General features: G+C 40.6%; 13 protein-coding genes, 2 tRNA genes and 1 pseudogene. 4 read left to right on the top strand and 12 right to left on the bottom strand.

Translation table 11 applies throughout. The annotated features are described in order from the left end of the window. The first annotated feature begins 79 nt into the window (after window positions 1-79). Complete coding sequence (locus DW173_RS21690) at window positions 80-487, top strand: DUF2721 domain-containing protein (RefSeq protein WP_004313656.1); 408 nt, start codon at window positions 80-82, stop codon at window positions 485-487. A 33-nt stretch (window positions 488-520) separates the two neighbouring features. Here DW173_RS21690 and DW173_RS21695 read toward each other — a convergent pair whose 3' ends face one another. The 10 genes from DW173_RS21695 to purU form a co-directional block, all read right to left on the bottom strand. Then, window positions 521-2,785 carry a sensor histidine kinase gene (locus DW173_RS21695; protein ID WP_120145212.1) on the bottom strand — a complete coding sequence of 755 codons (2,265 nt, stop codon included), beginning with the start codon at window positions 2,783-2,785 and terminating at the stop codon, window positions 521-523. A gap of 153 nt (window positions 2,786-2,938) precedes the next feature. Continuing rightward, window positions 2,939-3,418 (bottom strand): ferritin, encoded by a 480-nt coding sequence (locus DW173_RS21700; protein ID WP_004304025.1) that lies wholly within the window; start codon window positions 3,416-3,418, stop codon window positions 2,939-2,941. A gap of 142 nt (window positions 3,419-3,560) precedes the next feature. Further along, window positions 3,561-4,721 carry a diaminopimelate decarboxylase gene (gene lysA / locus DW173_RS21705; protein ID WP_008643429.1) on the bottom strand — a complete coding sequence of 387 codons (1,161 nt, stop codon included), beginning with the start codon at window positions 4,719-4,721 and terminating at the stop codon, window positions 3,561-3,563. A gap of 78 nt (window positions 4,722-4,799) precedes the next feature. Beyond that, on the bottom strand, window positions 4,800-6,119 hold the full coding sequence (locus DW173_RS21710; protein ID WP_004313659.1) for an aspartate kinase: 1,320 nt from the start codon (window positions 6,117-6,119) through the stop codon (window positions 4,800-4,802). A gap of 13 nt (window positions 6,120-6,132) precedes the next feature. After that, window positions 6,133-6,861 carry a cell division ATP-binding protein FtsE gene (locus tag DW173_RS21715; protein ID WP_004313660.1) on the bottom strand — a complete coding sequence of 243 codons (729 nt, stop codon included), beginning with the start codon at window positions 6,859-6,861 and terminating at the stop codon, window positions 6,133-6,135. Between the two features lie 42 nt (window positions 6,862-6,903). After that, the gene (gene hisIE / locus DW173_RS21720; protein WP_004313661.1) at window positions 6,904-7,515 is read right to left on the bottom strand and encodes a bifunctional phosphoribosyl-AMP cyclohydrolase/phosphoribosyl-ATP diphosphatase HisIE; all 612 of its coding nucleotides are present in this window, start codon (window positions 7,513-7,515) and stop codon (window positions 6,904-6,906) included. A gap of 191 nt (window positions 7,516-7,706) precedes the next feature. Next, entirely contained in the window at window positions 7,707-8,459 is a 753-nt protein-coding gene (hisF, locus tag DW173_RS21725) for an imidazole glycerol phosphate synthase subunit HisF (protein ID WP_049702510.1), read from the bottom strand. 124 nt (window positions 8,460-8,583) lie between these two features. Then, complete coding sequence (hisA, locus tag DW173_RS21730; protein WP_004313663.1) at window positions 8,584-9,303, bottom strand: 1-(5-phosphoribosyl)-5-[(5-phosphoribosylamino)methylideneamino]imidazole-4-carboxamide isomerase; 720 nt, start codon at window positions 9,301-9,303, stop codon at window positions 8,584-8,586. A gap of 91 nt (window positions 9,304-9,394) precedes the next feature. Further along, complete coding sequence (hisH, locus tag DW173_RS21735; RefSeq protein ID WP_004297048.1) at window positions 9,395-9,985, bottom strand: imidazole glycerol phosphate synthase subunit HisH; 591 nt, start codon at window positions 9,983-9,985, stop codon at window positions 9,395-9,397. Next, window positions 9,985-10,842 (bottom strand): formyltetrahydrofolate deformylase, encoded by an 858-nt coding sequence (purU, locus tag DW173_RS21740; RefSeq protein ID WP_120145213.1) that lies wholly within the window; start codon window positions 10,840-10,842, stop codon window positions 9,985-9,987. Before purU ends, hisH begins: the two co-directional genes overlap by 1 nt. Window positions 10,843-11,283: 441 nt before the next feature. Between purU and DW173_RS21745 the strand changes: the two genes are divergently transcribed. Then, window positions 11,284-11,357 (top strand) — tRNA-Asp (locus DW173_RS21745). Window positions 11,358-11,411: 54 nt separating this feature from the next. Next, window positions 11,412-11,485: transfer RNA gene (locus tag DW173_RS21750), tRNA-Asp, on the top strand. Window positions 11,486-11,590: 105 nt separating this feature from the next. On the opposite strand, the gene DW173_RS21755 is transcribed toward DW173_RS21750, so the two are convergent. Beyond that, window positions 11,591-11,812: a hypothetical protein gene (locus DW173_RS21755; RefSeq protein WP_147402061.1), complete on the bottom strand. Its 222-nt coding sequence runs from the start codon at window positions 11,810-11,812 to the stop codon at window positions 11,591-11,593. Window positions 11,813-11,823: 11 nt separating this feature from the next. Here DW173_RS21755 and DW173_RS24245 point away from each other — a divergent pair. Next, window positions 11,824-11,979, top strand: a pseudogene (locus DW173_RS24245) (glutamine amidotransferase); the annotation flags it as partial. Between the two features lie 576 nt (window positions 11,980-12,555). Here the strand turns inward: DW173_RS24245 and DW173_RS21770 are convergent. Beyond that, window positions 12,556-12,978: a pyridoxamine 5'-phosphate oxidase family protein gene (locus tag DW173_RS21770; protein ID WP_182425239.1), complete on the bottom strand. Its 423-nt coding sequence runs from the start codon at window positions 12,976-12,978 to the stop codon at window positions 12,556-12,558. Window positions 12,979-13,004 lie beyond the last annotated feature (26 nt).

Consider the following 13,004-nt stretch of genomic DNA (forward strand, 5'->3'; position numbering starts at 1 on the left):
AAATCCATGTAACCCGTGCCAAAAAAATCTCTTTTATAAAATGAATTTTGAACCGCTACTTGACTATAAAAAAAAGATTATGGAAGAATTGACTCTCACTACTCCTGCCCTACTTTTCTCGGCAGTTTCATTGATATTGCTGGCTTATACCAACCGTTTCTTATCGTATGCCCAACTTGTGCGCCAACTGCGTGACCGCTACATGGAAAACCCTTCGGATATCACTGAAGCGCAAATCGAGAATCTACGGAAACGGTTGAACCTGACCCGTAGAATGCAAGGACTAGGTATTGCAAGCCTTTTTTTCTGTGTAGTCAGCATGTTCCTTATTTATATCGGGCTTCAATTATTCTCTGCTTATGTATTCGGATTGGCATTGATTCTGCTGATAGCTTCTTTAGGCGTATCTTTCCGCGAAATACAGATTTCCACCCGTTCACTGGAGATTTACCTGGGAACGATGGAGAAAGGAAAAAACAAGAAATAAGATTGTTCGTATTCCCGTTAAAGTCTATCATTATCAAGATACCACCCGGCAAGGAAGAATAACCGTAAAGCGGCTTCCCTTGCCTACTTCAGATTTGAGTTCGATCTTTCCACCCAGCTTCTCTATAATCACCTGACAAATAGAAAGTCCCAATCCTGCTCCCTGCGAGAATTCGTTTTGTTTGTAGAAACGGCTGAAAATCATCCGTTGTTCTTCTCGTGGAATCCCTCTTCCAGTATCTTCGACATAAATCTGCACATTGCCTTCATCCGGCAGATAACTATATCCTAATTTGATATATCCGGTTTCCGTAAACTTGCAGGCGTTATTCAGAAAGTTTGTCAGAACTTGTATCAAGCGCTCCCTGTCCACATTGATTTCCAAAGGTGTATCATCCATTTCTTTCAGGAAATCCAAATGTGAAGCAATCAGAACCTGATGTGTCATATAGATATCGTCAATCAACTCTCTCACCTTGCATCTCTTGAATGAGAAAGACATATATCCTGATTCGATACGGGAAAGTTCCAAGATATCATTAATCAGTTTGAGTAATAACTCGCTGTTCTTGTTAATAGTACTGATATACTCTTCGCGTTCTACGGAACTCAATCCATCTTCCAATGCCAGTATATTGGCAAAGCCAACGATTGAATTAAGCGGAGTACGTATCTCATGGCTCATATTTGCGAGGAATGATTGTTTCAATTCCGCCTTTTCAGCCAATAAGCGTGCTGCTTCCAATTCTTCTTCACGATCTTTTATATCCTGTATATTAAGCAACAAACCTGCAGTTTTATATTCGCCTCCAGGTAGCTGTTTGGTGGTATAACGGAACTCCCACCACTGATAGCCTTTGCCGTCGAAGTTACAAAGCTCCTGCACAATCTTTTTATGAGCACTTTTCAGATTTCGCCAGTTGAACTTCACTCCTTCCCAATGGTCGGGATGGATAAAGCTCATGAATTCCTTAAACGAAAGTTGTCTGGGATTTAACCCTTGCGACGCCCAGAATGCATCTTCAAAAACAAAACAACCGTTATCCAATCTCCAGGCATACGTCATTCCACCCTCAATGGCTAATGACAATGTTTCTTTTTCATCAGCCAATGCTATAAGAGCCTGCTTTTTCCTCATCTGTTCCCGAAGGTATAGCCACCAAAGAGAAGCGAAAAGAATAATTAATACAAGAATGAACGATGCGACTGAAATTCCCCACAACAAAGGGTATTTATCACTAAACGGAATATTGATAATACGATATTTAGCAGGAATACTTTCCTTACTCAAACCTATTTGCGTCATTGTATTCCAATCAACAACATACTCTTTCCGGCTTTCAACAATAGGCATGTCCGCCGGACTCGCACCGTGTAATATACGAACGGCTGCTTTCACCTCTTCTTCCACCTGAATAGGCAACGAAGTGATGTATCCACCCAGCAACTTCTCACCAAACCCGAAGGCTTCATTGATAGCTGTCAAGCTGGGACTACCACAAATGCTTCCAATATTAATGGTAGTATAATCACGTTTCAGCTGAATATAACATTGATCGCGATAGCTTCTGTTCAACACCCACATAAAGGTGGCATCCGAATGATTTCTGGCATTACGCAAAGGAATAGCCATGAAACGAGTATAACCTTCTTCCTGCGTCAAACGTATCTGTTCTTCAGGAGAAAGTTCGGGGTTATCAATGAATCCGGTCACTTTATGACCTTTAAACTGTTCCTTTGCATCTCTTCTGATTTGTTTATCGATATAAGTGGTATCGAGCATGGTAAACAACCGGACGTGTTCACCGAAAAGTTCTTTTGCCACACTGACATTTTCATTAAAGGCGATCTTATCATGGAAACCCGTCACATTAGGATGGCGTTTCAGCAATCCCCAATTCGGGTAATTGACACCACCAAAAACCACAGGTACTTCTTTGCCCAACTGCACCCCACATTTCATCAATGAATAGGTAGCCTGGTCTTCATTCACCAGAATCACTTCCGGCCGCCAGTCTTTCGAAACGGAATCAACCAGAAAACGCATTCGTTCCAACTCCGGTTCTTCCCAATAGGACTCACAATCTAAATAAACGGTACGGATATCAGCATCTATTTTCTCTTTCTCAAATTGCTCCGCTATCATCCGGTTAAATTCCGGATAAGCCGCGTAAGTCTCCTCATAAGAGTGGATAACTAAAATACGCCGTTCCTCTTTTTGAGAACAACTGCTCACCCCCAAAAAGAGCAATAAAAATATAGGGAGCAATCTAAAAATTCCTCTATTCACACCATTCATTTATAATAATCGGGATTAATTTCTCTCTGACTCTTAATACAAAGGTAGTTTATTTCCAGATACGAGCCAAATAAGTGAAAAAAAAGAAGCTACTTGAAGAAATTTCGAGTAGCTTCTTTCTATATAAAGAACTATTTTTTCAGAGTAGCATCATTAACGCTGTCCCAATTGTGAATCTACAAAGAAAATTCCAGTATCACCGGCTTTCTTGATTTTATCAACAATGCCTTGCGCTGTAGCTTCTTCTTCTACCTGTTCACGAACAAATCCCCACAAGAAATCCTGTGTTGCTTTATCCTTTTCAGCAGCTGCTACGTCTACCAGCTTGTCTACCAATTGAGAAACATGACATTCATGTTTGTAAACGTGTTCGAATACTTCGAGAGGTGTACCCCATCCGTTAGGAACAACATCTATTTTATCCACTTTAGCAGTTCCTCCACGTTTGATGATATAATCTGCCATTGCATAAGCATGTCCCATTTCTTCCTGGGATTGTTTTTTCATCCAATGAGCAAAACCACTGAAACCTTCTTTCTCAAAATAGAAAGACATTGCTAAATACAGGTTAGCAGACCACATTTCAGCAGTAATCTGTTCGTTAATTGCATTCTGTAATTTTTCTGAAATCATAATCGTATTTTTTTATTAAGTTGTTAATGTAGTTTCTTTTTGAACTCATTACAAAAATAACACGCTTTCAGTTAAAATTGTTCCATGCACCCTATATTTTTAAACTACATTCACATTTTGATTATAGCAGTTCATTTTTTACTTACACCAATTCGTCGGAAGTATATCCTTTCGGCAGTTCACGACAGTTGTATCCGGAAGCCATTATTTCACCGTACGCACCGGCAGAACGAAGGGCGATCAAGTCACCACGCTTCACTTTGTTCAAGTCAATCGCTTTTCCGAAAACGTCTGACGATTCACAAATCGGTCCTACTACATCGTAGGCTTCCAATGGTTCTTCAGAAGTTATATTTTCCATTTTATGGAATGCCTGATACAAAGCCGGACGAATCAGGTCGGTCATACCTGCATCAAGGATGGCAAATTTCTTCCGTGTTCCTTGTTTTACATAGAGGACTTTGGATATCAAAGAACCACACTGACCTACCACTGCACGTCCCAGCTCAAAATGCAATGTCTGATAAGGACGCAATTTCAATTGTCCGGCATAGGTAGCAAAGTAATCCTTGAAATTCGGAACAGCCTGACGGTTGGGGTGTCCGTAATCAATACCCAAACCACCACCTACGTTGATATGTTCTACCAGGATTCTTCGTGCTTCCAGTTTGTCCTGCAACTCATTGACACGATTGCAGAGGGCTACAAAATCACCCATATCCAGAATCTGCGAGCCAATGTGGAAGTGAAGACCGATAAACTTTACGTTTTTCATCTCTTGTGCTACGTCTATCACCTTGTCCATGTCCTGCATACTGATACCGAATTTGTTTTCTGCCAAACCGGTAGTTATATTGGCATGTGTATGTGCGCCGACATCGGGATTGATACGGAAAGCAACATTAGCAATCTTATTTTGAGCAGCAGCCAATTCATTGATAACTTCCAGTTCGGGGATAGACTCGACATTGAAACAGAAGATGCCATACTCCAGTCCGAGATTGATTTCCCAATCTGCTTTGCCGACTCCTGCGAAAACAACTTTATCGGCAGGGAATCCGGCACGGATAGCGGCACGGATTTCTCCGCCGCTCACACAATCGGCTCCCATTCCGCTCTCACGGATAATGGTAAGTACTTTCGGGTTGGCATTGGCTTTAACAGCGTAATGCACTGAATAATTAGGATATTTGGCAACCTCCTGGTTAATAGCCGACAATGTATCACGCAGCACTTTGGTATCATAATAATAGAAAGGTGTCTGCAAAGTGCGGAATTTATCGATTGGAAATATTCCCTTCATAATTCGAAAAACTTGTTTAGTTGGTTAAAAAAGAGCGCTTTTATCAGTTCGGTAAAAGCGCTCGTGTTATTTGTGGATTTATTTGTCGTTGAAAAGCATATCACTCAACGACTGTAAAGCTACTTTCTTATCGCACTCCCGAATGAGGAAGGAGATATTGTAGTTACTTCCTCCGAACGAGATCATTCGCACTGGTATATTTCGCATCGCATCAAGAGCTTTCGCTTCAAAACCGACATTTTCCCATTCAAGGTCACCTACAACGCAGATGATACACATCTCTTTATCAACGGTTACTGTTCCGTATTTCTTCAGGTCGTCCAGAATCTCGTTCAGATGCTTCGTGTTATCGATTGTTACAGATACACCTACCTCTGAAGTACAGATCATATCGATAGACGTCTGATAGCTTTCGAAGATTTCGAATACCTTACGCAGGAAACCGTGAGCCAATAACATACGGCTGGATTTGATCTTGATCGCAGTAATGTTTTCTTTTGCGGCTACTGCCTTGATTTTACCTTTTTCCGTGTCGTTGGAAATCAGTGTGCCCGGAGCTTCCGGATCCATTGTGTTCAACAGACGAACAGGGATATTGGCATATTTAGCAGGCTGGATACAGGTAGGGTGCAGGATTTTTGCACCGAAGTAAGCCAACTCGGCTGCTTCTTCGAAGTGAAGCTGACGAACCGGAGCGGTCTTGTCAACAATACGCGGGTCGTTATTGTGCATACCGTCGATATCTGTCCAAATCTGGATTTCAGAAGCGTTTACTGCGGCTCCAATCAGAGAAGCAGTGTAGTCACTACCACCACGTTGCAGATTGTCTATCTCACCGTAAGCATTGCGGCAGATGAAACCTTGCGTAATGTAGATTTCTGTATCCGGATAGAGATCGAGCTGTGCGCGCAATTTATCCTTAATATATACAGGATCCGGTTCTGCGTTCTTGTCAGTACGCATGAATTCCAAAGCCGGAAGCAACACGGACTTCACGCCACATTCCTGCAGGTAGAAGTTTACCATCGCCGTAGAAATAAGCTCTCCCTGTGCCAAAACCACTTTCTCTTCGAACAAAGTGAAAAGGTCTTTAGTATAGGAGCGGATGTAGTCGAAGTGGGATTTGACAACTTCAAGACCTTTCTGTTTATATTCCTGGGTTGCAAAAAGCTCATCAATGTGCTGTTTATATTTTGCTTCCAGCTTATTGATAATCTCGTTGGCACCCTCCGGATTCTTCTTATACAGATAGTCCGAAATTTCCACCAATGTGTTTGTTGTTCCTGACATAGCAGAGAGAACAACAATCTTTTGTTCACCATCGGTAATCAATTTGGCTACTTCCTTCATGCGCTGAGCAGAACCTACGGAAGTTCCTCCAAACTTTAAAACTTTCATTTTCGTTACTGTTTTAGTTATCTATATTTAAATCTATTTCTATTGTTCTCTGTCTGGGCATGTATTCGGCTGTCACATCTACAATCTGATGGTCAGCGCAACGATATACCCTACCCGGATACTCTTTCAGCAATTGCAAATTGTGCGTCGTCATCACTACGGATGAACCGGATTCACAGATATTGTGCAACAATTCTACAATGGCCTTACCGGTCTCTACGTCCAGATTTCCGGTCGGTTCATCCGCTAGAATAATAGCAGGAGAATTGAGTACGGCACGTGCAATCACAATGCGCTGTTGCTCGCCACCGGAAAGCTCGTTCGGGAGCTTATAACCTTTGTTGGACATTCCCACCAATTGGAGCACTTCTTCAATGCGGTCTTGGATTTCCTGTTTGTTTTTCCAGCCTGTGGCACGAAGCACAAATTCCAGATTATTATATACAGTACGGTCTGTGAGCAACTGAAAATCCTGAAAGACAATGCCTAATTTCCGACGCAGTTGCGGGATATGCTTACGTTTGATAGAACGCATGTTATAACCCAACACTTCCGCTTCACCGTCAATTACGTCCAGTTCGCCATACAGAGTCTTGAGCAAACTCGTTTTTCCCGAGCCTACTTTTCCGATCAAATAGACGAACTCTCCTTTGTGCAGCTCCAGATTTACATCGCTTAATACACAAAGTTCCTGTTGATGGATTTCTACGTTCTTATATTGAATCAACGCCTCGTCATCCATACTGACTCCCGTTTTAATTTTTAATTATTAAATTTTAATTATTTAATGCTTCTTCCATGTACTGCTGTGTCTTTCCTGCAATTCACGTGCAAGGTCTTCGAGACGATAGCCTTTTGAAGTAAGCAATACAATCATGTGATAAATAAGGTCGGCTCCTTCGTAGATCAAACGTTCGTCAGTACCGTTTGTTGCTTCGATTACTGTTTCTACAGCTTCTTCACCTACTTTTTGAGCTATTTTATTGATTCCCGACTCAAACAGACTGGTAGTATAAGAGCCTTCGGGCATTTCTTCATGACGTTTGTCAATGAAATCTTGCAATGCTTTCAGGAACATAACCGGTTCTTCGTTTTTCTCACCCCAACAAGTATCTGTACCAGTATGGCACACGGGACCTACCGGGTTTACCTGAATCAGTAGTGTATCATTGTCGCAATCGGCCTTTATAGATACCACATGAAGGAAGTTACCGCTTTCTTCGCCTTTTGTCCACAAACGATTCTTGGTACGGCTAAAGAATGTAACTTTTCCGGTTTCTACCGTTTTATCATAAGCTTCTTTATTCATGAAGCCCAGCATCAAGACTTTACGTGTCTCGTTGTCCTGTATGATAGCCGGAACGAGTCCGTTCATTTTATCGAAATCCAATTCCATTTTTATATAAGTTCTAATTACTATTCCAAATTACAATTATGATCTATTCGCCTATGGAGTTTTTTTGCAAATATCTTATTCTATTTATCTAAATAGATTATTCATCCGCATGGAAACCCGGCCGGGGTGCCTCCCCCCCTAATGGTAATTCCTTCGCCGCAGCCTAAAGGCTAATTTTTGCTACGCAGCAATTACCTAGTGGTAATTCCTTCGCCGCAAAGATACGATTTTAATTCGGGAATTTTAATTTCTCCGAAGTGAAAAACGCTGGCAGCCAATGCAGCATCTGCCTTTCCTTGTAAAAAGACATCGCGGAAGTGCTCTTTACAGCCCGCACCTCCCGAAGCAATGATAGGAATGGAAAGCTGATCCGCCAAAGCGGCAAGTGCATCATTTGCATAACCGGCCTTTACCCCATCGTGATTCATGCTTGTGAAGAGAATCTCTCCTGCTCCGCGTTCCTGGGCCTCTTTTGTCCACTCGAACAGGTCTTTATCTGTTTCGATACGTCCTCCATTCAAGTAACATTTCCAACCATTTTCGGTTTGTTTGGCATCTACTGCCAACACACAAACTTGCGAACCGAAATTCTTTGCAATCTCGTCAATCAATTGAGGATTACGGATAGCGGAAGAATTGATAGAGATCTTATCCGCCCCTGCATTCAACAGGCGGTCCACATCACTTAATTCGTTGATTCCGCCACCTACCGTAAATGGGATATTGATATTAGCAGCAATCCGTTTTACCAATTCCGTAAAAGTCTTACGTCCTTCATGACTTGCAGTAATATCCAGGAAAACAAGTTCATCTGCTCCTTGTTCACTGTAAGCGCGGCCTAACTCTACCGGATCACCGGCTTGGCGCAAATTGACAAAATTCGTTCCTTTCACGGTTTGTCCGTCTTTTATATCCAGACAAGGTACTATTCTTTTTGCTAACACAATCCTACTTTTATTTATTGTTCAACAATTTATAATCTATATCCCTGAAGTTTGATTCTTTGTTTCCTCTTATAATAAGGTAGCCATTTATAATATAAACAGCCATTTCATTCTGGTACGCTAATTATAAAAAGATTCTCAAATCTTTTAAGGTGATATGTCCTTCGTATAATGCCTTACCGAAAATAACTCCGGGAACACCAGCTTCATCCAAAGCAACAATATCATCCACCTTACTCACCCCGCCACTAGCCATCAGATAGAGGTCAGGGAATTTTGCCAGCATCTCCTTATATAAATCAATAGAAGGCCCACTCAACATTCCGTCACAGCTAATATCCGTACAGATTACTTTGCGTATACCTTTATCCATATAATTTTCAAGAAATGGAAAAAGCTCACAGGCACTTTCGTCTTTCCAACCGTTGACGGCTATCTTATGATCTTTTACATCTGCCCCCAAAATGATTTTTTCACTGCCATATATTTCCAGCCAATGACAGAACAATTCCGGGTCTTTCACCGCAATGCTTCCACCTGTAACCATCTGTGCTCCACTCTCAAAAGCAATTTTCAAATCTTCATCACTCTTTACTCCACCACCAAAATCGATAACGAGAGAAGTGTGCGCAGCAATCCGTTCCAACACCCGATAATTGACTACATGATGAGAAGCAGCACCGTCCAGATCTACTACATGAAGCCTGCGAACACCGTTCGCTTCAAACTCCTTGGCAACTTCCACCGGATTTTCGTTATATACTTTCTTACTGTCATAATCTCCCTGGGAAAGACGTACGCACTTTCCGTCAATAATATCAATGGCTGGAATAATTTCTATCATCTATTATTTATTTGCTAAAAGTTTATTATAAACGATGAACGAGTTTATTATAAATTATGATGGAGTTTATTATAAACGGCAACATAGTTTATTATAGATTCAAAAAGTTCGTCAGAATCTTTTCTCCCGTCTTACCGCTTTTCTCCGGATGGAACTGGGTGGCATAAAAGTTATCTTTATGCAATGCAGCACTAAACGGGTGAATATAATCTGTTGTAGCAGCAGTAAAGTCACAGGTAGGCACATAAAAGCTATGTACAAAATAGACAAACTCTTCTTCGGTGAATCCTTCAAACAATTTGCTATTCGTTTTTCCAATGGTATTCCATCCCATGTGCGGCACTTTATCCTCATGTTTCTGCGGAACAAAACGCTTCACGTCCACATCAAAGATATTCAAACAATCGACCTCCCCTTCTTCAGAATGCCGGCACATCAACTGCATACCGAGACAAATTCCAAATACAGGCTGACGGAGATTTTTTATCAGTTCGTCCAGTCCCGTTGCTTTCAAGTGGTTCATGGTAGTTTCCGCCTCTCCCACTCCGGGGAAAATAACTTTATCTGCCGATTGGAGTTCTTCTTTATCAGCAGTAATCACCGCTTCCACACCCAACCGCTTCAAAGCATAATCCACAGAACGAATATTGCCGGCATTGTATTTTACAACTGCTACTTTCATCAGCTAAATATTACTGTTTTATTTTTATAAGCCAAAACTTTACGTTCGATGTGCTTCTGTACTGCACGTGAAAGAACGATTTTTTCCAAATCCTTTCCTTTATTTACAAGGTCTTCAATAGCGTCTTTATGAGTAATGCGCACTACGTCCTGTTCAATAATCGGTCCTGCATCCAGTTCAGTCGTTACATAGTGACTGGTTGCACCGATAATTTTCACACCTCTCTGGAATGCCGCATGATAAGGCCTCGCCCCTACAAACGCAGGAAGGAAAGAGTGATGTATATTAATAATCTTATTCGGATAAGCATTAATCATCTGCTCGGAAATTACCTGCATATAGCGCGCCAATACAATAAATGTAATATTATGCTTGGCAAGCAGTTCCATCTCCTTACGCTCCTGTTCTTCTTTCGTCTCCTTTGTAATAGGAAACAGATAGAAAGGAATTCCGAACCGCTCTGCTACATGCTGCAAATCTGGATGGTTACTTATAATAAGAGGTATCTCTACATTCCATTCTCCGGCTGTATATCGTGCCAATATATCGAAAAGACAGTGTGACAGCTTGGAAACGAAAATAGCCATACGTGGTTTTACGTCCGAGAAATAAAGACGAAAATCCATTTCATATTTTTGCCCGTAGAGAGTTCTGAAATAATCTTCAATTTTCTCCTGCGGAACCAGAAAGTCTTTCAGTTCCCATTCAATACGCATGAAGAATATGTTCTCTACATGATCTACATATTGATCCAGATAGATAATATTTCCTTTGTTTACCGTAATAAAGTCTGTCACTTCCGCAAGGATTCCCGGTTTGTCGGGACAGTGCAATAACAGTTTGGCTGTTGTCATCATTCTTTTTACTAATTAACGATTCTAGGCGGATAATTTTCCACCTTTCTTATTTTAGTCCGCAAAAATAACGATTTATTGCAAAATTACGAATTATTCAAGCATAAAGTTGATATAAAAACGGTGATTTCTTACAGATAGAAAGATATCGGGAGTTATTTTCTATGAATAGAATGACAAACTTCAGGATAGTGACGCTATTAACTTCGGATAGTGACGCTATCCTATCGTGATGGCGTCACTATAACAACCGGATAGCGTCACTATCCGAAGAGAAAAAAAACAATATTTTTTTTCATTACAAAAGTACTCAAAATGAGACACTAAGCATTTTTATCGTTTTTTCTTGAAAAAAACTTTTCTCAAAACGCTTGCAGATTTATAAAAAACAACTACCTTTGCACCCGCAATCGAGAGAGATGCAGATTAATAAATTGAAATTCTGGTGCGTTAGTTCAGTTGGTTAGAATACATGCCTGTCACGCATGGGGTCACGGGTTCGAGTCCCGTACGCACCGCTTCTTCAATAGAGAGGCGGAAAGAAATAAAATGAGTTAGTCAAAATAAAATTTGGTGCGTTAGTTCAGTTGGTTAGAATACATGCCTGTCACGCATGGGGTCACGGGTTCGAGTCCCGTACGCACCGCTTCTTAAGAAAGCGAAACAAAGAAAAAGCTCTGTAATTCAATGATTACAGAGCTTTTTTATTTCACTTTTCTACTTTGTACACAGTTGGCTATCTAGCCGGAAGTCATATTCTCGAAGCTAACTTCAAGGTTTTCAAATTATAGATTAAGATTTCATCCTTATCTGTTTTGTCATACTTGTTATTATTGTTTGTATCATAATAACCTGCGACGACAAGTTTACCTGTTTGTGTATTGACAACAAAAAATTTATCTTCCGTTAATTGAGTCATTTCTTTTCCGAGCGTATCGCACTCCCCCATAAGGTATTGTACCTTCCAATTCATTTTTCCTCAATGAACAAGCTGTAAGAGACGAGAATATTGTAACTGCCAACGGAACCGGGCAACTGGAATTTTGCAAAGAAATATTATATGCATTAGAAGCTGATACTGCCGATGCGATAGAGGAAAGTTATCTGTTTTATAAAAACGGATTCTGTCCGGGAACATAAAATGAATGAAAGAATGACCATTCTTAAAAAAGGAATATTTAAGCAATCAGGAAGAGAGACAATAGCATAACGATTTAAGAAAAATAGAAAAAAGCCCGGCATCTGTCGGGAGAAAGTTCTTTATTATTATCATTTGGGACATATATCATCCAAATAGCAGCTATTTTCCATTATTCATTCACCATTCAACATAAAATATTAAGATAACCGTTCTTTTTATTATTCCTATCCTTTCTAACAGTTATGCCAAACTAGAGAAAAACCACCCTCAAAAAGACCAGTTTCAGCTTCCTCACCGATGACAAACAAGTTCCTCGGTGAGGAAGCTAGCGACGCACACCGAGGAACACCCCGCTCCTCACCGAGGAACGAACGCTTTGCCAACAAGAAAAGATGCATACCGTATGTAGTTTTATGCGAAATAGACCTGCATTTCCGCATATTATTGCACTATTTTATGCCGTTTATTCACTGGTTCATTGTTTTTAAAGTTGCTATTCTTTTATACAATCTTAAAAATAGCACATTGAGACTATAAAAGCGCTGTCTCTTAGTATCTCTTATATACTATGAGTTTTATTCTACGATAAAGCTCTCCGATTTGAAATTACTATAAAACCTACCGGAAGTTGCCGTAAATTTCAATACACAATAGTCGGGATCTGTCACTCCTTCCGGGTAATACATGGTATCACCCTCCTGCCAAATCATTTCTTTGCTGGCACTGTCTGTCAATACTTCCATTGTACCCCGCAGCATCGCACCTCTAAAAAATCTTGTATCACAAAAGTAAATACAGGCATGATTGTTCTCCCCGTATTGTGCCACACGCATGGATGAAGTATTCGTTGTCAGATAAATCGTTTTTATCCCTTCCCTTTTTCTTGGCTGCAACATTGCCTTGATATTAGGAAATCCCTCCCTGTCTGTAGAACCGATAAAAGCTGTTTTCAACTTATCAATCATACCACCTACTGTTTTTTCTGCGTCTCTCATCATTTCATTTTTTATTGTTAGTTATTATC

It is taken from the genome of Bacteroides sp. AM16-13 (assembly GCF_003602705.1).
Taxonomy (GTDB): Bacteria; Bacteroidota; Bacteroidia; order Bacteroidales; family Bacteroidaceae; genus Bacteroides; species Bacteroides xylanisolvens.